Annotated in this window: 18 protein-coding genes; 11 read left to right on the top strand and 7 right to left on the bottom strand. The window is 72.7% G+C overall.

From position 1 onward, the window contains the following. Nucleotides 1–133: 133 nt before the first annotated feature. Complete coding sequence (locus tag L107_RS00735; RefSeq protein WP_236550421.1) at nucleotides 134–1,207, top strand: mechanosensitive ion channel family protein; 1,074 nt, start codon at nucleotides 134–136, stop codon at nucleotides 1,205–1,207. Here L107_RS00735 and L107_RS00730 read toward each other — a convergent pair. Beyond that, the gene (locus L107_RS00730) at nucleotides 1,188–2,699 is read right to left on the bottom strand and encodes an apolipoprotein N-acyltransferase (protein WP_159815979.1); all 1,512 of its coding nucleotides are present in this window, start codon (nucleotides 2,697–2,699) and stop codon (nucleotides 1,188–1,190) included. The genes L107_RS00735 and L107_RS00730 overlap by 20 nt on opposite strands. Before the next feature lie 68 nt (nucleotides 2,700–2,767). On the opposite strand from L107_RS00730, the gene L107_RS00725 reads away from it, so the two are divergent. The 3 genes from L107_RS00725 to L107_RS00715 all read left to right on the top strand — a co-directional run bounded on the left by L107_RS00725 (nucleotide 2,768) and on the right by L107_RS00715 (nucleotide 4,492). Continuing rightward, nucleotides 2,768–3,109, top strand: coding sequence for a phasin family protein (locus tag L107_RS00725; RefSeq protein WP_159815978.1), 342 nt, complete (start codon nucleotides 2,768–2,770; stop codon nucleotides 3,107–3,109). 37 nt (nucleotides 3,110–3,146) lie between these two features. Next, on the top strand, nucleotides 3,147–3,818 hold the full coding sequence (locus L107_RS00720) for an FKBP-type peptidyl-prolyl cis-trans isomerase (protein WP_159815977.1): 672 nt from the start codon (nucleotides 3,147–3,149) through the stop codon (nucleotides 3,816–3,818). A gap of 74 nt (nucleotides 3,819–3,892) precedes the next feature. After that, on the top strand, nucleotides 3,893–4,492 hold the full coding sequence (locus L107_RS00715; RefSeq protein WP_159815976.1) for a superoxide dismutase: 600 nt from the start codon (nucleotides 3,893–3,895) through the stop codon (nucleotides 4,490–4,492). A gap of 55 nt (nucleotides 4,493–4,547) precedes the next feature. Here the strand turns inward: L107_RS00715 and queA are convergent, their stop codons facing one another. From queA to lipB, 5 genes are read right to left on the bottom strand one after another with little or no spacing between them, the layout of a single operon-like run. After that, on the bottom strand, nucleotides 4,548–5,669 hold the full coding sequence (gene queA / locus L107_RS00710; RefSeq protein ID WP_159816084.1) for a tRNA preQ1(34) S-adenosylmethionine ribosyltransferase-isomerase QueA: 1,122 nt from the start codon (nucleotides 5,667–5,669) through the stop codon (nucleotides 4,548–4,550). Nucleotides 5,670–5,700: 31 nt separating this feature from the next. Then, on the bottom strand, nucleotides 5,701–7,047 hold the full coding sequence (locus tag L107_RS00705; RefSeq protein WP_159815975.1) for a dihydrolipoamide acetyltransferase family protein: 1,347 nt from the start codon (nucleotides 7,045–7,047) through the stop codon (nucleotides 5,701–5,703). A 46-nt stretch (nucleotides 7,048–7,093) separates the two neighbouring features. Further along, nucleotides 7,094–7,537 carry a YlqD family protein gene (locus tag L107_RS00700; RefSeq protein ID WP_015108919.1) on the bottom strand — a complete coding sequence of 148 codons (444 nt, stop codon included), beginning with the start codon at nucleotides 7,535–7,537 and terminating at the stop codon, nucleotides 7,094–7,096. A 47-nt stretch (nucleotides 7,538–7,584) separates the two neighbouring features. Then, entirely contained in the window at nucleotides 7,585–9,546 is a 1,962-nt protein-coding gene (locus L107_RS00695) for an AMP-binding protein (protein ID WP_159815974.1), read from the bottom strand. A 26-nt stretch (nucleotides 9,547–9,572) separates the two neighbouring features. Beyond that, complete coding sequence (gene lipB / locus L107_RS00690) at nucleotides 9,573–10,289, bottom strand: lipoyl(octanoyl) transferase LipB (RefSeq protein ID WP_159815973.1); 717 nt, start codon at nucleotides 10,287–10,289, stop codon at nucleotides 9,573–9,575. Nucleotides 10,290–10,352: 63 nt separating this feature from the next. Between lipB and hpf the strand changes: the two genes are divergently transcribed. The 7 genes from hpf to L107_RS00655 all read left to right on the top strand — a co-directional run bounded on the left by hpf (nucleotide 10,353) and on the right by L107_RS00655 (nucleotide 17,036). Further along, the gene (hpf, locus tag L107_RS00685) at nucleotides 10,353–10,940 is read left to right on the top strand and encodes a ribosome hibernation-promoting factor, HPF/YfiA family (RefSeq protein WP_159815972.1); all 588 of its coding nucleotides are present in this window, start codon (nucleotides 10,353–10,355) and stop codon (nucleotides 10,938–10,940) included. Then, on the top strand, nucleotides 10,903–11,607 hold the full coding sequence (deoC, locus tag L107_RS00680) for a deoxyribose-phosphate aldolase (protein ID WP_159815971.1): 705 nt from the start codon (nucleotides 10,903–10,905) through the stop codon (nucleotides 11,605–11,607). The genes hpf and deoC overlap by 38 nt, the downstream gene beginning before the upstream one ends. Next, nucleotides 11,600–12,406, top strand: coding sequence for a DNA repair protein RecO (gene recO, locus L107_RS00675; protein WP_159815970.1), 807 nt, complete (start codon nucleotides 11,600–11,602; stop codon nucleotides 12,404–12,406). Before deoC ends, recO begins: the two co-directional genes overlap by 8 nt. After that, nucleotides 12,403–13,743, top strand: a complete 1,341-nt coding sequence (locus L107_RS00670; RefSeq protein ID WP_201295755.1) for an MFS transporter — start codon at nucleotides 12,403–12,405, stop codon at nucleotides 13,741–13,743. Before recO ends, L107_RS00670 begins: the two co-directional genes overlap by 4 nt. A 48-nt stretch (nucleotides 13,744–13,791) precedes the next feature. Continuing rightward, nucleotides 13,792–14,979, top strand: coding sequence for a glycosyltransferase family 4 protein (locus L107_RS00665; RefSeq protein WP_159816083.1), 1,188 nt, complete (start codon nucleotides 13,792–13,794; stop codon nucleotides 14,977–14,979). Nucleotides 14,980–15,054: 75 nt separating this feature from the next. Then, nucleotides 15,055–15,534 carry a response regulator transcription factor gene (locus tag L107_RS00660; protein WP_159815968.1) on the top strand — a complete coding sequence of 160 codons (480 nt, stop codon included), beginning with the start codon at nucleotides 15,055–15,057 and terminating at the stop codon, nucleotides 15,532–15,534. 14 nt (nucleotides 15,535–15,548) lie between these two features. Then, a complete protein-coding gene (locus L107_RS00655) occupies nucleotides 15,549–17,036 on the top strand; it encodes a cell wall metabolism sensor histidine kinase WalK (RefSeq protein WP_159815967.1) in 1,488 nt (495 codons plus the stop codon). A 7-nt stretch (nucleotides 17,037–17,043) separates the two neighbouring features. Here L107_RS00655 and L107_RS00650 read toward each other — a convergent pair whose 3' ends face one another. After that, a complete protein-coding gene (locus L107_RS00650; protein ID WP_159815966.1) occupies nucleotides 17,044–18,891 on the bottom strand; it encodes a glycosyltransferase family 39 protein in 1,848 nt (615 codons plus the stop codon). Nucleotides 18,892–18,905: the final 14 nt, after the last annotated feature.

The following is an 18,905-nucleotide window of genomic DNA, read 5'->3' as shown; positions in this document are numbered from 1 at the left end:
GGATACCTGTTCAATGCCCTGAACAGCGATGCCCTGAACAGCCCCACCGCCATCACCGTGGGCTTTCCCTCGCCACGATGAATCCAGCAAGCCCCCGCTCCCATCCCCTTCCCCTGCACTGGCAGGCCCGACCTTGACCCCATCGATGCAGGAGGCGGGGATTGCCCTGCTCCTGGCCCTCGCCAGGGTGCTCCTGGGATCCCTGGTCGTATGGCTGCTGGTGCGGTTGCTGCGCAGCCGGCTGCGACGCTTCGACCGGCGCTCCGGCGCCGCCCTGCGGCGCGATGCCCGGATCGTGCCCCTGCTGCTGGGCAGCCTCGCCTCCCTGGGCTACCTGGCCATGGTGGTCTGGGGCTGGCGGTCCCTGGTGCGCAGCTGGGAGGTGCTCCGGGTCGATCCCGGACCGGATCGTCTGGTGGAGGGCGCGGCGCTGCTGGTGGCGACCGTGCTCGTGGTGCGCCTGATCAACCGCAGCCTGCTGCTGCTGCTGGAGCGGTCGCTGCAGCGCCTCGGGCGGGAGGAACAGACCAGCACCCTCCGGGCCCTGGCCCCCATGATCCGTGCCCTGTTCTGGGGGCTGGGAACCCTGGTGTTCCTCCAGAAGCAGGGGGTCCCCCTCGGCGCGGTCTACGCCTCGCTGGCGGGGGCCGGCATCGGCGTCGGCCTGGCCCTGCGCGGGCCGATGAGTCACTTCATCAACTACCTCACGATCGTCATCGACAAGCCGTTCCAGATCGGCGATCTGATCGGCTTTGCCGACGTCCTCGGCCCGGTGGAGCGGGTGGGGATCCGTTCCTCCTCGATCCGCAGCCTCAGCGGCGAGCGGATCGTGATCGGCAACGAGGAACTGCTCCAGAAGACGATCCGCAACTTCGGCGATCTGCCCCGTCGTCGCGTCGCCCACACCCTGCGCCTGTCGGATCGGATGGCGGCGGACAAAGCCGCGTCCATCGCCGGGCTGGTGGAGGGGGTGGTCCGGGCCCATCCACCGGCCACCTTCGACCACTGCCATTTCATCCGCTTCGTCGAGGGCGCCCTGGAGTTCCAGTTCGTGTTCTTCGTGCCCGAGAGCGATGTCACGGTCTATCTGGATCTGCAGCAGGCCATCAACCTCGGGATCCTCGAAGCGTTCCAGTCCCAGGGCATCGACTTCGCCCACCCTCCCCAGGATCCGGCTCCTCCCCGGATCAGCCCGGCGCCCGGCTGATCCAGCGCCAGGCCCCCGCCATCAGGGCGAGGCCGATCAGGGGCCCCTCGCCCCAGCGGTCGTAGGGGGTGAGCGGTGTGCGCTGCCGCACGGTGACCAGGCCGGTGGCCGGGCGGCCCGGGGGCAGCGTCTCCAGCACCCGTCCGCCGGCGTCCACCAGCAGGCTGGGGCCGGTGTTGGCGGAACTCACCAGCCAGCGGCCGGTCTCGATGGCGCGCAGCTGGGCCAGGGCGGCGAACTGCCCCTGCAGTTGCAGGGGGTAGGGATCGAGGTTGGCGCTGGCCAGCAGCCAGCGGGCCCCCGCTCGGGTGGCGGCGGCCAGGGCCGACCCATCGGAGAGCTCGTAGCAGATGGCCACCCCCACATCCCCCCCCGGCCGCGCCAGCAGCCGGGAGGCGGGCCCTGGCTCGATGCCCCCCACGGCCGAGAGGCCGCTCCAGCGCCACAGGCCGGCCAGGGGCACCCATTCGCCCAGGGGCACCACCCGGTGCTTGTCGATCCCGCCGCCGGCCCGCAGCTCGCCGGGCGCGAAGCGCAGCAGGCTGCTGCGCAGCTCCACCCCCTTGCGGCGGAAGCCGCCGCTGAGCACCTCCACCGGCGCCGCCAGCGGCAACGGCTGGCCGAGGGCCAGGGAGCCCTCCGGCAGCAGCACCCCCTGCAGCGGCGGCTCGGCGGAGGCCGCCTGCCGCTGGGCGGAGGCCAGCTGCAGCAGCAGCCGGCGCTGCTGGTCGGCCTCGAACTTCTCCCGGGTGGGGATGGCGGGCTGGAGCACCAGCCAGCGCTCGGCCCGATGGGCTTCGCCATCGCCCGGGCCGACGCCACGGCCCCCAGCATCGGCCTTGGCCAGCAGGGCCAGGCCGGCCAGATGGCAGCCCACCACCAGCACCAGGGTGGCCAGCAGCCAGCGGGTCCGCTGGGCGGGCAGGGCCCGCAGCGCCCGCCACAGGCCCCAGCCGATCAGCAGCTGCAGCGCCGCCAGGGACCCGGCTCCCCCCAGGGCCGCCAGGCCGGCCAGGGCCCGGTCCCCCGGCAGCGCCGCGGCCCCCAGCCCCAGCCAGAACAGGGGACCCTTGGCCAGCAGCACTTCAGCCAGGCCCCAGAGGGCCGCCGCCAGCAGCGCCGTGCTGGGCCGCCCCGGATCGAGCCGGCCCACCAGGACGGTCCAGGCCCCCACCAGCAGGCCGCCGGCCAGGCCGATGGCCAGCCACAGCGCCAGGCAGATCGGCAGGCTCAGGGGACCCGGCACCCCGATCCAGTCGAGGGGATGGAGCCAGAGCAGCCAGCGATGGCTCACCAGCACCGCCGCCAGCCCCCACAGGCCGCCGCGCCGGAACCGCTGCCCCGCCGGCCCCCCGCGGCTCTCCGTCAGGCACCAGAGCAGCACCACGGCGGGCCAGAGCAGCCAGGGCCAGCCCACCGGCGGCAGGGCCACCCCCGCCAGCAGCCCGCCGCCGGCGCCGGCGACCCAGCCGATACGCCGGTCATTGCCCATGGCCGCCTGGCACCGGAGGCGCCAAGGTCGGGGAAGCGTCACACCGTTTCCCCAAGGAAACCTCCTTCATGGACCAGGGCAATCTGCTGCAGATGCTGCTGCTGCGCGGCCTCGGCACCACCTCGCTGGTGGCCGACCGGCTCAAGTACGTCAGCCAGGAATGGGTGAGCAGCGGCCGCCTCGACCCCAGCCACGCCTCCGCCCTGGTGGAGGATGTCATGCGCGCCCTGCGGGGCGAGACACCGGAGGTGGAACAGCAGGCGGGACGCCAGCTGGAACGCAACCGCGACCAGCTGCTGCAGGACCTGGGACTGGCCCGGCAGCGGGAGCTGGACGAGCTGCGCGGCCGCATCGACCGGCTGGAGCAGACCCTGCGCCAGCGCCAGAACAGCGGCGAAGGGAACGACTGATCGCACTGGCAGAATCCCCCCATCCGGGTCCTTCCGCATGCGCGACATCCTGATCAGCTCGATGGTCTGCGTGGCCTGTCTGATGCTGGCCTTCGTCAGCCAGCTGGTGTCGCCCTCCCAGGTGGAGGCCGCCGCACCGGCCCCCGCCGAGGCCGGCGTCCAGCAGGCCCTGGCCCGCTCCGGCCCCGCCACCGCGCCCCAGGCGAACCCCGCAACCGCCCCGGCGGCGAAGCAGGCCGTGGCGGCCCCCCTCGAACTCGACCCCGACGTTTCCAACCCCACCCTGTTCACCATGGCTCCCGACTCCTCCAGCGCCGATCTGGCCTCCAGCGGGGCCGCGGCCCTGGGCGGCGAGCTCGTCTCCCCCACCGAACGCACCACCCCCAGCGGCCTGCGCATCACCGACCTGACCCTGGGCGAGGGCGCCGAGGCCAGGAGTGGCCAGACCGTGGTGGTCAACTACCGCGGCACCCTCACCAACGGCAAGGAATTCGACAGCAGCTACGGCCGCGGCCCCTTCTCCTTCCCCCTCGGCGCCGGCCGGGTGATCCGGGGCTGGGACGAGGGCGTGGCGGGCATGAAGGTGGGCGGCAAGCGCAAGCTGGTCATCCCCCCCGATCTGGCCTACGGCGAGCGGGGCGCCGGCGGTGTGATCCCCCCCAACGCCACCCTGGTGTTCGAGGTGGAGCTGCTGGAGGTCAAGGGCTGAGGCAGGCCGTCCGGGTGGGCGGCCAGGCTTCGGGTGACGATCGTTACAATGCGCCGTAGCCCCAACCCTCTCCCATGGCTCACCAGCTGCCCGAACTGCCCTACGGCCTCGACGCACTCGAGCCCCACATCTCCCGGCAGACCCTCGAGTTCCACCACGGCAAGCATCACGCCGCCTACGTCACCAACCTCAACAAGCTGATCGAGGGCGGCGAGCTCGAGGGCAAGAGCCTCGAAGAGGTGATCCTGGCCGTCGCCGGTGATGCCACCAAGGCGGGCGTGTTCAACAACGCCGCGCAGGTCTGGAACCACAGCTTCTACTGGCAGTGCATCAAGCCCGGTGGCGGCGGCGCCCCCACCGGTGCCCTGGCCGAGAAGATCGCCGCCGACTTCGGCAGCTTCGAAGCCTTCGTCGAGCAGTTCAAGGCGGCCGGTGCCACCCAGTTCGGCAGCGGCTGGGCCTGGCTGGTGCTCGACGGCGGCACCCTGAAGATCACCAAGACCGCCAACGCCGACCTGCCCCTGGCCCATGGTCAGAAAGCCCTGCTCACCATGGACGTCTGGGAGCACGCCTACTACCTCGACTACCAGAACCGCCGTCCCGACTACATGACCACCTACCTCGACAAGCTGGTCAACTGGGACTTCGTGGCCGCCAACCTGGCCGCCGCCTGATCACGGCCTCTTCGGCTCCAACCACCAGCCCCCGGGGATCCCCGGGGGCCTTTTTTCAGACCGGCCGGGCCCCTGGCAGCACCGCCTCCGGCGCGATCCACATGGCATCGCCGTAGGAGAAGAAGCGGTACCGGTGCTCGATCGCCTCGGCGTAGAGGGCCAGCAGGCGCTCGCGGCCGATCAGGGCGCTCACCAGCAGCAGCAGCGAGCTCTTCGGCAGGTGGAAGTTGGTGAGCAGGCCCTGCACCACGGCGAAGCGGTAGCCGGGTTGGATCACCAGGTTCACCGGGCCGGTGTGGGGGCGGAGCTCGCCGCCGTGCCGCTGGGCCACGGCCTCCAGGCTGCGCACCGAGGTGGTGCCGATGGCGATCACCCGGCCACCGGCCGCCCGGCAGGCCGCCACCGCCTCCACCAGCTGTGGGCTCACTTCCACCCATTCGCTGTGGAGCTCCAGGGCGCTGAGGTCTTCCGTCTCGATCGGCCGGAACGTGCCCAGGCCCACGTGCAGGGTGGTGGTGGCCACCCCGACACCCCGCTCCCGGATCGCCGAGAGCAGCTCGTCGCTCAGGTGCAGGCCGGCGGTGGGGGCGGCCACGGCACCGGGACGGGCGGCGTAGCGGGTCTGGTAGCGCTCGTTGTCGCTGGCGTCGTGTTCGTGGATGTAGGGCGGCAGGGGGATGGCGCCGTACTGCACCAGCAGGGGCTCGAGGGCCGCCGCGTCGGCGCATTCCGGCGGGAACTGCACGATGCGGCCGCCGGTGGCCGGATCGCTGCCCAGCACCGCCACCGTGAGCGGCGGCTGGCCGCCTGCCACCACCTCCAGGCTGTCGCCAGGCCGCAGCTTCTTGGCGGGCCGCGCCAGGCACAGCCACTGGCCCGCTTCGCCCGACCAGGGCTCGAGCACCAGCAGCTCCACCGCACCGCCGCCGGGCCGTCGCGCCTCCAGCCGGGCCCGCAGCACCCGGGTGTCGTTCACCACCAGCAGATCGCCGGGCCTGAGTTCGTGCTGCAGATCCCAGGCGCTGAGGTGGCGGGCATGGGGGGCAGGCCCGGCCCCCGCCGGGTCCACCACCAGCAGCCGCGCGGCGTGCCGGGGCTCCACCGGCCGCTGGGCGATCCGCTCCTGCGGCAGGGCGAAGTCGTAGCTGGACAGGCGCAGGTCGGCGGGATCCGGCACGGCGGGAGTGACCACGCGGCAGGGAGGTGCCCTAGAGGGCCAGGCTTTCGGGTCGGTTCTCGATCAGGTCGGCGAGATCCTTGAGGAAGGCCGCCGCGTGCGTGCCGTAGATGACGCGGTGATCGGCGGTGAGGTTCACCTGCATCTGGCGCCGCACCGCGATCGAGCCGTCCTTGAGGGCCGCCACGACGGGCCGGGAGGCGGCGACCGCCAGGATGGCGCCGGTGCCCGGGGGCAGGATCGCATCGAAGCGATCGACGCCGAACATGCCCAGGTTGGAGAGGGTGAAGGTGCCGGTGGTGTACTCCTCCGGCTTGAGCTGCTTGGAGCGGGAGCGGGCCACCAGGTCGGCCCAGTGGCGCGAGAGGGAATAGAGGTCGGTGCGGTCGGCGGCGGCCAGCACCGGCGTGATCAGGCCGCCGTCATCCATGGCCACGGCCACGGCCACGTTGACGGCGGCCGGGTAGGCCATGCCCGCGTCGCTGGCGGAAGCATTCACCTGGGGATGGCGCGCCAGGGTGACGCCCACGGCCTTGGCCAGCAGGGCCGTCATCGTGACGCCCTTGGACTTCACCTGTTTGTAGAAGGCGTCGAGCCGGTCGGTGGTGATCGTGTAGCCGACGTGGAAGCAGGGGACCGCCAGGCTGGCGTTCATGTTGCGGACGACCGCCTGCTGCAGGGTGTTGAAGGCCACCGTCTCACCGGCGCGGCCGAAGGCCTGGCCGGCGGGGGCGGCTGGGGCGGCCGCTGCGCCATTCCCGGCCGGGGCGGCCATGGCCGGAGCAGTGCCTTCGGCCACCCGGGGCACGCTCACCGGCTGGCCGGTGGCCTGCTCCACGTCCTCGGCCTGGATGCGGCCGTTGGGACCGCTGCCCCGCACGGAGGCCAGGGCCACCCCCAGCTGGGCCGCCAGCTTGCGGGCCCGGGGGGTGGCCACCACCCGGCCGTCCGTGGCGGCGGGGGCCACCGCCACCGGTGCCGGAGCGGGGGTCGGGGCGGCCACGGCGGCCGGGGCCGGAGCGGGCACGGCGGGGGCCGCCGGAGCGGGGGTGGGGGCCGCCGCCGCAGGGGCGGCCGGAGCGGGGCTGGCGGCGGCCGGGGCCGGTGCCGCGGCCCTGGCCGCCGCGATCTCCGCCTCGCTCTCCACGATCAGGCCGATCGTCTCCCCCACCGGAGCGGTGCTGCCCGCCTCCATCAGCACGGCGGCCAGGAAGCCCTCCTGGAAGGCCTCCACATCCATGTCCGCCTTGTCGGACTCGACCACGAGCACCGACTCGCCCCGCTCGACCCGCTCACCGGGTTTCTTGAGCCACTCCACGATCTTGCCCTCCGTCATGGTGGAGCTGAGGGCCGGCATGAAGATTTCGTGGGTGGCCAACGGGGGACTGCCTCTGTGATGAGGGTGATTTTAGGTGGCGGAAGGATCAGCCCCCCTCGATCGCCTCGATCACCCCATCCCTCACCAGCACCGACACCTGCAGCTTCTGCACCAGGTTGTCGCCCACCTGGACGTCACAGAAGCTCTCGATCTGCCCCTGCTCCACCACCTGCTCCATCTCCAGCTCCCGCACCTGGCGCTGCTGCTCCAGCACCTGACGTTTCTGCTCCTCGAACTCGGCGCGCTTGGCCGCCACCTGCTGCTGCACCGAACCCACCTGCTCCTGAACCCGGGGGTCAAGCGGGTTGATGCTCTGACGGCGGATCTCGTCGATCAGCCGCTGCCCCTCCTGCTCCAGCTGGGCCAGCTGCTGGTCGAAATTGGTGAGTGCATTGCTGAGCTCCCGCTCGGCATCCTCCTTCCAGCGCGGTGTCACCACGGCACGCACCGTGATCGATCGCTTGATGTTGAGGCTGGTGCCGTCGGCCATGGGACTGCAGGTGCAGGGCACAGGCTGTCAGGCGACGGGGGGTCCGGTCAACCGTGGGATCCGCTCTCGCCATAGAGGGCGGCGATGGCAGCGCGGTCCCGGTCGGCGATCCGATCGCGGCGCTGCTTGAGGGTCTGGGTGAGCAGGCCGTTGTCGATGCTGAAGGGCTCCACCAGGACAACGCCGCCGAGCCGTTCGTCGGCCCGGGAGCCCGGCCGGGCCGCCAGCAGGCGGTTGCACTCGCGGCAGAGGGCCCGCAGCAGGGCCGGATCGGCGGCGGCGGGGGCCTCCTCCGGGCCGGGACAGGGAAGCTTCGCCTCGGCCGCGAACGCCTGCAGCGCCTCCGCTTTGGGCACCACCAGGGCCCCGAGCTGCTTGCGGTCCTGGCCCACCAGCATCACCTGCTCCACCAGCGGTGAGGCCACCAGGGCCTCCTCCAGGGGGCCTGGCTCGATGTTCTCACCGCTGCTGAGCACGATCGTGTCCTTGGCCCGGCCGGTCAGCACCAGGGTGCCGTCGGCCAGCAGCAGGCCCAGGTCGCCGGTGTCGAACCAGCCCTCGCCATCGAGGACCTTCGCCGTGGCCTCGGGCTTGTTGTGGTAACCCCCCATCACCTGGGGGCCCCGGGCCAGCACCAGCCCCCGCTCCCCCACCGGCAGCGGGGTCCTGGTGGCCGGATCCACCACCTTCAGGGCGGTGTCCGGCAGGGGCTGGCCGGCGCTGCCGCGACGGTTGCTCCAGGGCCGGCGGCAGGCGAGCACCGGGCTGGTCTCGGTGAGGCCGTAGCCCACCAGCAGCTCGATGCCAACGGCTTCGAAGAAGCCGTCCACGTGGATGGCCAAAGCCCCGCCGCCGCTGATGGCGGTGCGCAGCCGCCCCCCCACCAGCTGGGCGCGCACCTTCGGCCAGAGCAGGGCGCTGGCCGTCCCGTGCAGCGGCCAGAGCAGCAGGGCGCCGGCGGCGGCCACGAGCCGGTCGGCCGCCCCGACCGGCTTCAGGGTGAGATCCAGGGCCGTCCGCCGCCGCCGGTGGAAGGCCCGGCTGGCGGCGAGGGCCCGGCGCAGCAGGCGCTGGCGGGAGGCGGGCATGGCCGCCAGGGCGTCCTCGAAGCCGGAGAGCAGGGCCTCCCACAGCCGCGGCACGCTGATCAGGTACTGGGGCCGCACCTTCTGCAGGTCGGAGCGCAGCTGCTTGAGGGTGGTGTAGGTCTGGCGGCAGCCGCAGCTGAGCAGGAAGTACTCGGCGGTGCGCTCGTAGGCATGCCAGATCGGCAGCACCGACAGCACGTGGTCGCCGGGGCTCGGCGAGACCGCCACCCCCAGGGTGGCCAGCTGGTGGAGGACGTTGGCGTGGCTGAGGGGCACCCCCTTGGGCTGGCCGGTGGTGCCGGAGGTGTACAGCAGCGTGGCCAGCCGCCCGGGCCCGCCCGTGGGGACGGGCGGCAGGGGGCTGGCGGCGCCGCGCTGCAGCAGCTCATCCCAGGTGAGGCAGGGCAGCGGCAGGGGCATGGACGGCGCCTCCCCCTCCAGCAGCACGATGAAGCGCAGCCGCCGCAGGGCAGGGCCGTCGAGGGCCAGCCGCTCCAGCAGGGCGGCCGACTCCAGCACCGCCCCCACGGCCCCGGCGTCCTCAAGGATGTAGCGCAGCTCCTCGGCCGGGGCCGCACTGCCGCGCACCGCATCGGCCGCCCCGGCCCGCATCAGCCCCTGGTCGGCCACCAGCCAGCGGGGGCCGTTCTCCGCGAACAGGGCCACCACATCGCCCGGCCCCACCCCGAGATCGGCGAAGGCCGCCGCCGTCCGGTCGATGGCCTGGCGCAGCTCCCCGTAGCGCAGGGTCTCCGGATGGCGGCCGTGGGGGGCCTCGAGCGCCACCTGGGGGCCGTACGAGCGCTCCAGTTCCGGCCAGAGGCCCTCAAGCCCCTGGAGCTGGCTCCAGTCGCGGCGGGCGGCGAGGGCACGGCGGTCCTGGGCGCTGCCGCCCCAGTGGATCTCGGCTCTGGCGTTCATGGGCGGCCGGCACGCATCACGGGAGGTCAGGATTCTCCCAGTCCCGACCCGTCTCCCCCCTCCCCCAGGCCAGCCAGTCCCTCCTGTGGCCCCGGCGGCCGCAGGGCCAGGCCGAAGCGGCGGGCGAAGGCCGCCAGCAGCAGCGGCGCCACCTGCCCGGTGGTGAGGGCGGGCCGCCAGTCCACCAGCCGTCCCACCGGCCGGCCGGCGAGCCCGCAGGGAACGATCGCCCCGAAGCCCTCCAGGGGGCAGTCGACGTTCAGGGCCAGACCGTGCTGGCTGATCCAGCGCCGGGCGCCGACACCGATCGCCGCCAGCTTGCGGCCCTCGAGCCAGACCCCGGTGAGGCCCTCGAGGCGCTCCCCCTCCAGCCCCAGCTCCTGCAGCACGGCCAGCACCACATCCTCCAGGGCCCGCAGATAGAGATGCAGGTCGCCGCCATGGCGCTGCAGGTCGAGCACCGGGTAAAGCACCAGCTGGCCGGGCAGGTGGTGGGTCACCTCACCGCCCCGGTCGATGCGGTGCAGCGGCAGGGGCGGGTGGGCCGGATCGAAACCGAGGTGCTCCAGGCTGGCCCCCCGGCCCAGAGTGTAGCAGGGGGTGTGCTGCAGCAGCAACAGGGCGTCGGGCGCGGCGGGATCGTCGAGCCGGCGCCGCTGCAGACGGCGCTGCCACTCCCAGGCCAGCGGGAAGGGCACCGGAGAGCGGGCTTCAAAAAGAATTGCGGGAGTGTTGGGGGCCATGCAGCGGCGTTCCTAGCTTGAGGTTGTCCCAGAGCCAGAATTCCTCTGGAGGCAGGCACCCGAATGAAACTGCTGATCCACGGCCGCAATCTCGACGTCACACCGGCGATCAGGGAGTACACCGAAACCAAGCTCAATCGCGCCATCAGCCATTTCGATGGCATCGTCAAGGAAGCCGACGTCCATCTGTCGGTGGCCCGCAATCCCCGTGTGCCGCAGCAGACGGCGGAAGTCACGGTCTTCGCCAACGGGGTGGTGATCCGGGCCCAGGAACGCAGCGAGAACCTGTACGCCAGCATCGACATGGTGGCCACCAAGCTGAGCCGCCAGCTGACCCGCTACAAGGACCGGCTGCAGGAGCGCAGCCAGGGTCCGGTGCACCGTTCCGCCGCCGCCGAGGAAGCCGGAGCCGCCACCCTGCCCAACCCCGGGGGCTCCCTCACCGATGGCCTTGAGCCCGCCGTCCCCCACCGCGGCGTGCGCCGCAAGTACTTCGCCATGCCGGCGATGGACCTGGAAGAGGCCCTGCATCAGCTGGATGTGATCGATCACGACTTCTACGTGTTCCGGGACGCGGCCACGGGCCAGATCCAGGTGGTGTACCGCCGCAACCATGGCGGATTCGGCGTCATCCAGGCCCGTGACACCTGAGCGGGAGACCGACCGGCCCGACCTCGCCCCCCTGATCGACCACGCCCTGCTGGATCCCCACCGGGGCCGGGAGGCCATCCTGCGCTGCTGCGATGAGGCCCGCCACTTCGGCTTCGCCGGGGTGTGTCTGGCCTCCCGCTGGCTGCCGGTGGCCCGTGAGCGGCTGCCGGTCGACGGAACGGTGAAGCTGGTCGCCGTGGTGGGGTTCCCCTTCGGGGCCATCCCCGCGGCGATCAAGCGGGCCGAGGCGGAGTGGGCCGCCGCCGCCGGGGCCGACGAACTCGACGTGGTGCCCGATTTCGGCGCCCTGGCCGATGGCGACGGCACCGCCGTGCTCGACGATCTGGCGGCCATCACCGACCTGGGCCTGCCGGTCAAGGTGATCCTGGAGATGGGCCGCCTCGACCCGGAGGCCCTGGAGCTGCTGGTGGAGATCAGCATCGATGCCGGGGTGCGCCATCTCAAGACGGGCAGCGGCTTCGGCCCGCCGGTGACCCCCGAGCAGGTGGGCCGGCTGGTGGCCCTGGCCCGGGGCCGGGCGGCGGTGAAGGCCGCCGGTGGCATCGCCGATCTCGACCAGGCGCTGGCCCTGGTGGCGGCCGGTGCCGGCCGGCTGGGCACGAGCCGGGGCGTGGCCCTGATGCAGGCGCTGCGCGCCGGTGCCTGAACAGCAGCTGGAGGGTCTGGCCCTCACCTGCCGCCCCCTGGGGGAGCACGACCGGCTGCTCACCCTGCTGAGCGAGACCGAGGGGCTCACGCGGCTGGCGGTGCCGGGGGCGCGCCGGCCCAGGAGCAGCCTGGCGGCGGCGGTGCCCCTGGCCCATCTGATGCTGCAGGTGGGGGGCCGGGGCGGCCTGCGGCGGGTGCGCCAGCTGCGGGTGCTGCGCAATTACAGCGGCCTGGCCCAGCGCCTGGAGACCCTGGCCGCCGCCCAGGCGCTGGCCGAGCTCTGCCTGAAGCTGGTGCCCGGTGAGACGCCCGCCCCGGGGGTGCTCGCCGACCTGCTGCTCCAGCTCGGGCGCCTCGAGGCCGTGGTGACCGAGCGGGCCGGGCGGGTGGAGGCCCTGGCGGTGGCGGTGCAGGGGAGCATCCACCTGCTGGCCCTGGGGGGCTTCGCCCTGCCCCTGCAGCACTGCGTCCGCAGCGGCGCGCCCCTGCTGCCGCCGATCGGCGACTGGGCCTGGCGCTGCAGCCTGCTGCCCAGCGAGGGACTGGCGATCGGGGCGATTCCGGGCGCCCGGGTGATGCTCAATCCCTCCGAGCTGGCCCTGCTGCAGCGGCTGACGCGCCCCGCCCCACCCCGGAGCCGGGACGGCCGGCTGATGGGACCGGAGGCGGTGTGGCTGCACCTGCTCGACCTGGTGGAGGCCTGGTGCGGCGAGCATCTCGGTCAGCGACCGCGAGCCTTCAGACTGCTGCGGACCGCCTGCGACCCGATGCCCTCCCATCCGTCCGAGCCAGCATGAGCCCGAGCGGCAAGACCGAGAGGGGGCTGGCCGCCGTCCTGGCCCTGCCGGGGTTCCGGCGCCTCTGGATCGGCCAGGTGTTCTCCCAGCTGGCGGACAAGTTCTACATCGTGCTGATGGTGTTCCTGATCGCCCAGTACTGGGTGACGGACACACCGCAGAACAACGCGGCCCTGGCCGAGGCGGCCGCCGCCTTCCGGATGGGCTTCGAGACCCGGGCCCAGATGATCACCCTGCTGGCCACCGGCATCTACGTGGCCAACACCGTGCCGGCGATGCTGCTGGGCACGGTGGCGGGGGTGTGGGCCGACCGCTGGCCGAAGCGCACCGTGATGGTGGCCTCCAACGCCCTGCGGGCCGCCCTGGTGATGCTGGCCCCCCTGTGCCTGCTGCCGGGGCCGATGTGGCTGGGCCTCAGCTGGGGCTACTGGGCCCTGGTGGCCATGACGTTCTTCGAGTCGGTGCTCACCCAGTTCTTCGCCCCGGCGGAGCAGGCGGCCATACCCCTTCTGGTCAGCACCCCCCAGCTGCTGGCGGCCAACTCCGTGTACCAGGCCACCAGCATGGCCGCCACGATCTTCGGGTTCGCCCTCGGCGACCCGATCCTGCGCCTGCTGCGCACCCTGCTGGCCCAGGTGGGCATTCCCGGCGGAGAATTCGTGCTGCTGCCGCTCTGCTACGGCGCCGCGGCCGTGGCCATCGCCGGCATCGAGATCCCGGAACCACCCCGGGAACCGCGCTCGATCTCCGTCTGGGAGGAGATCGGCGAAGGGGTGCAGGTGCTGCGGGAGCGGCCTAACGTGCGCAGCGCCATGATCCAGCTCGTGCTGCTCTACAGCCTGCTGGCGGCCCTGTACGTCCTGGCGATCAGTCTGGCGGCGGCCATCGGCGGGCTCGGCCCCACGCGCTTCGGCGTGCTGCTGGCCATGAGCGGCCTGGGGCTGGCGGTGGGAGCCCTGGCCATGGCCCAGCTGGGCGAACGCTTCAGCCGCCGCGGGCTGGCCAGTGCCGGGCTCGGGACCATCGCCTGGTGCCTGGTGCTGCTGGGGCAGCTGCGCGGCAACCTGGTGTTCACCCTGCTGCTCTGCGGCCTGCTGGGGGTGGGCGCCGCCCTGCTGGCGATCCCCGCCCAGACGACGATCCAGGAGGACACCCCGGAGAGCCAGCGCGGCCGGGTGTTCGGCCTCCAGAACAACCTGATCAACATCGCCCTCAGCCTGCCCCTGGTGCTGGCGGGCACCGTGGTGAGCCGCTACGGACTGCTGCCGGTGCTCTGGGGCCTGGCAGCCATCGCCGCGGTCGCCGCCCTGAGTGAGCGCCCCTGGCGCCGCAGCTGAGCGCCCGCCCAACGCTGCTACATTCCGCTGTTGCGTGGGGCCATACAGGTGATGCACATTGCCTGGCTGGGTAAGAAATCTCCGTTCTGCGGCAACGTCACCTACGGCCTCAGCACCACCGAAGCCCTGCGGCAGCGCGGCCACGCGGTGAGTTTCATCCACTTCGACACGCCCACCCCCTCCCTGGGACGGCCGGAAGCGGGGGGCGGCGAGCTGGATCCGCCGGGGGGGGCCGAGGCCAATCCTGAGGTGGCCCTGCCCTACCTGGTGAAGTCCCAGGTGTACACCATCCCCTCCCCCGGGGCCCAGCGGGAGCTGCGCGAGTCCCTGGAGCGGCTGCGGCCCGATCTGGTGCACGCCAGCCTCACCCTCTCCCCCCTCGACTTCCGCCTGCCCGACCTCTGCCAGCAGCTGGGTCTGCCCCTGGTCGCCACCTTCCATCCCCCCTTCGACGCCGGGCTGCGCAACCTCACCGCCGGCACCCAGCAGCTCACCTATCAGCTCTACGCCCCCTCCCTGGCGAAGTTCGACCGGGTGATCGTGTTCTCCGAGCTGCAGGCCGAGGTGCTCGTGCGCCTTGGGGTGCGGCGGGAACGGCTGGCGGTGATCCCCAACGGGGTCGACACCGACACCTGGGCCCCGGCCACCCCGGGCCGCGAACCCGATCTGGCCCAGCTGCGGCTCCGGGTGGGTGGCCGCCGCGTCTTCCTTTACATGGGGCGGGTGGCCACCGAGAAGAACGTCGAGGCCCTGCTGAAGGCCTGGCGGCTGGTGCGCCCCCAGGGCTGCGTGCTGGTGATCGTGGGGGATGGGCCGCTGCGCTCGTCCCTGCAGAGCGGCAGTGAGGCCGATGTGATCTGGTGGGGCTACGAGGCCAGCCGGGCCCGCCGGGTGGCGCTGCTGCAGCTCGCCGAGGTGTTCCTGCTGCCGTCCCTGGTGGAGGGGCTCTCCCTGGCCCTGCTGGAGGCCATGGCCTGCGGCACCGCCTGCGTGGCCACCGATGCCGGTGCCGATGGGGAGGTGCTGGAGGGGGGAGCGGGGATCGTGATCAGCACCCAGGGCGTCACCACCCAGCTGCGCACCCTGCTGCCGGTGCTGCGGGACCAGCCCGTGCTCACGGCCGAGCTGGGGCGCCGGGCCCGCCAGAGGGCCCTGGAGCGTTACACCCTCACCGGCAACATCGACGCCCTGGAGCGGCTCTACGGCGAGCTCTGCCCGCAGCCGGTGGCGGTCTGAGCGGCCGTTCCGGCCCCGCCCCGGCGCTGCCGATCGGCACGGATCGCGTCAAGATGAGCCCAGGATCCAGGTGCGATGAACTCCCCCCTTCCCCTCCAGGGACGCTCGGTGCCGCAGGCGATCGTCCCCATCGCCACCCAGGCCATGGGCGGTTCGGATGGGGTCGTCACCGCCCGGCCCACCGTCTCGATCGTCGACGATGACCCCCACATCCGGGCCATGGTGGCGGAGGAGCTGGCGGACTCCGGCTGCGAAGTGGTGGCCCTGACCAACGGCCAGGGCCTCGCGACCAGGCTGGCCGAGGGGGGGATCGATCTCGTCTTCCTCGACGTGCAGATGCCCGACTGTGACGGCATCGAATGCCTGCGGGACCTGCGCAGCCAGGGGTGCACCGTGCCGGTGGTCATCTTCACCTCCCTGAACGACCCCGAGCGGCGCCGCCAGGCCCAGGCGGCCGGAGCCGACGACTACGTGCTCAAGCACGAACTTCTCGACAGGCTGCCCGACCTGCTGGAACGGCTCCTGCCCAGGGGGAGCGAGAACCGCCACCTGTGACGACCCATCCACCGATGGCCCCCCCGACCGGGGCCCCTCCCCGTGGCTGGCGTCACCGACTGTTCGGGAGCCTGCTGGGCCAGCTCCGGCTGGCGGCCTTCACCTCGGTCTTCCTCGGGTTCAGTGCCGCCTCCGCCTTCACCCTCCTGATCAACCGGGACTGCCTCCTGCATCACCAGCACGACGGTCAGCGGCTGGCGGCGGGCTCCCTGGCCGACGCCCTCGACCGGCTCGTCGCCGATCCGTCCGTCGCCCACGCCGACCTCCTGCGCGTGGAGCTGGAGCGCCGCAGCGACCGGGAGCGGTTCTTCTGGGTGCAGCGCGACGATGGCTCCCTGCTGCTGCCCGGGCAAGGGACCGGCGAACGGCTGGCCCTTCCCGGCGTGGTCGGACAGGCGATGGCAGCCCACAGCGGCGCCTGGTCGGTCCGGTCCCTCGCGCCCCTGCTGATCGGCACGGACCGCCGCCTGGTCAAGGATCCGGAGGGCCACAGCTTTCTCACCTACACCCTGCACCGTTCCTCCGGAGGCAGCCAGCTCTGGGTCGCCGAGGACATCAGCAACAACGTGGCCAGCCTGCGCAGCATGCTGCTGGGGCTGGCGGTGGTATGGATCCTGAGCCTGGTGCTCACCCTGGTGGCGATCTCCGTGCTCACCCGCCGCCTGCTCCAGCCGCTCCGGGATCTCAACCGCATGGCCGCCGGTGTGACCAGCGAGAGTCTGGCCAGCAGCCACCTCAGGCTCGAGCAGGCGCCCCTGGAGGTGGAGGAGCTGGCCCAGTCCTTCAATGGCCTGCTCGACCGGCTGGCCCTGGCCTGGAGCCAGCAGCGGCATTTCGTGGGGCTCGTCTCCCATGAGCTGCGCAACCCCCTGATGATCATCGGCGGCTACCTGCGCCGCCTGCAGCGGCGCGGCCAGAACCTGGACCCCGAGCAGATGCGCGCCCTCGCCACCACCGAGGCCGAGACCCACCGCATCACCCGCATGCTCAACGACCTGCTGGATCTCTCCCGCAGTGAGTCGGGCCAGCTGCAGATGCTGCTGGCCCCGGTGGCCGTCGACGAAGTGCTGACCACCGCCTGCGACCTCGCCCGCAGCCAGCTCTCACGCCCGCTCCTGCTCACCCTTCCCGAGGAGGCCGCCGAGGGGCCGGTCCGGGCGGTGGCCGAGACCGATCGCCTCCAGCAGGTGCTGCTCAACCTGATCGAGAACGCCGACAAGTACTCGCCCCCGGGCCGGCCGATCAGCATCGAACTGGCGCGGAACGACGCCGAGCTGTGCATCACCGTCCGGGATCAGGGCATCGGCATCCCCCCGGAGGACATCCCCAAGGTGTTCGATCGCTTCCACCGCGGACGCAACGCCATCGAGCACGAACGGGGCTCGGGCCTGGGGCTGTCGGTGGTGAAGCTGCTGGTGGAGGCCATGGGGGGCTCCATCGACGTCGACAGCGAGATCGGAGTGGGAAGCCGCTTCCACATCCACCTGCCGGCGGCCCCGTGACCGCAGCTCAGTAGCGCTCCGGCCGGGGGTCCTGCCAATCGGGGGCGAACCCCTTCCGGCGCAGCATGGCCACAGAGTCCTCCAGGCGGCGGCGATCGAGGCGCCACAGCTGGTAGACCCCGGCGCGCTCCAGTTCGCTGGCGCCGAGATGGCGCCAGAAGGGGGCACGGGCGGTGGTCCGATCGATCACCACCAGCACGGTGGGCTGCTCCTCCGGTCGGCTGGGCCGCTGGCCCGCCCGGCGCTCCCGGCGCAGCCGGTCCGCCAGGTTGAGGGGACCCTCCACGCCGATGCCCTCGTAGATCACCACCCGGCGGCTGTAGTAATGCAGGGAGGGCTTGAGCACGCCCACCATCGCCACCGGCTCCCCCGGCCGGCCCTCGCGCTGCAGGGCCGCCGCCATGCGGCGCACGGGCTCACCCCGCAGGCGATCGCCCACACTCCACAACGGCAGCAGGGCCGCAGGCACGAACAGCACCAGGGGCAGCTGCAGGGCCAGCAGGGACAGGGGCGGGCGGCGGCGCCGGGTGATCCAGCCCAGCAGGGCGGCCAGCAGCCAGCAGGCGGCCACCACCGGCACCAGGGGACTGCCCCGCAGCTCCGTCGCCAGCGTCGGCATCTCCGGATCCTGGATCAGCGGCAGCCAGAGGGGCGCCGCCAGGAACACCAGACCCAGCCCGCTCACCAGCAGCAGACAGAGGCCCCAGGCCCAGCGCTCCCACGGCCGGCCGCCCGCTCCGGACCAGCCCGTCCGGGCCGCCAGGGCGATCAGCAGGGCCGCGGCGGGGGTGGCCGGCAGCCAGTAGCTCGGCAGCTTGGTGGCGGCGGCGGTGAAGAACAGCAGCACCGCCAGCAGCCAGCAGGCGGCGAAGCGGGCCAGGGAGGCGGCGGGGGGCTGGGGCCAGGTGGGGCACCAGGAGCGCCGCAGCGGTCCGATCGCCCGGGCCAGGCCGACCAGCAGCAGCGGCGAGACGGGCAGGCTCGCCACCAGCATCACCGGCACGAAGAACCACCACGGCTGCAGGTGGCGATTCACCACCTCGGTGAACCGCTGGATGTTGTGGTAGCCGAAGAAGCTGTCCCAGAAGGGCCGGCCCTCGCTGTACAGGGCCAGCAGGTACCAGGGGGCCGCCACCAGGGCGGTGAGCGCCAGGCCCGGCAGCGGTCGCAGCCGCCGCCACAGCCCGGCGATGTCGGCCTGGAGCCAGCCGAACAGCAGCAGGGTGAGGCCCAGAAGCACCACCGCCACCGGCCCCTTGGCCAGCACCGCCAGCCCGAGCACGGGCCAGGGCAGCCACCAGCGCCGGCCGGGGTCGGCGTAGGCCTGCCAGCAGAGCAGCAGCGCCAGGGCCACCAGGCCGCTGAACAGGGAATCGCTCACCGCCGTGCGGCCCCAGACGAGCGCCAGGGGCGAGAGACCGAAGGCGAGGGCGGCGGTGAGGGCCGTCAGGCCCGGACGTTCGGGCGCCGGCGGGGAGGCGGCGGCCTGGAACGGGGGCTGGGGCCAGCGCAGCAAGGTGTCCGCCAGGGCCAGCATCACGCCGATGGCCGCCATGGCGGAGGGGAAGCCGGAGGCCCACGTGCCCAGGGGGTTCCACCGGGCCTGGCCGGGCAGGGCGTAGACGAGCCCCATCAGCCAGTAGACCAGCGGTGGCTTGTCGTAGCGGGGCAGGCCGTTGACGCGGGGGATCAGCCAGTCGCCCGTCTCCGCCATCGCCCGCGCCGAGGCGGCGAACAGGGGCGGTGTCTCGTCCACCAGCCCGGTGCTGCCCAGCTGCCAGGCGAACAGCGCCAACCCCAGCAGCAGGGTGATCAGCAGCAGCCGGCGGCGCTGGCGGCGGGGCAGGGCGGTCAAACCGGCTGGGCGAA

Origin of the sequence: Cyanobium sp. Copco_Reservoir_LC18 (genome assembly GCF_009834675.1) — a bacterium.
Taxonomy (GTDB): domain Bacteria; phylum Cyanobacteriota; class Cyanobacteriia; order PCC-6307; family Cyanobiaceae; genus Cyanobium; species Cyanobium minutissimum.
The sequence above is the reverse complement of the archived record's forward strand: the minus strand, read 5'-3'. Positions and strand labels throughout refer to the sequence as shown.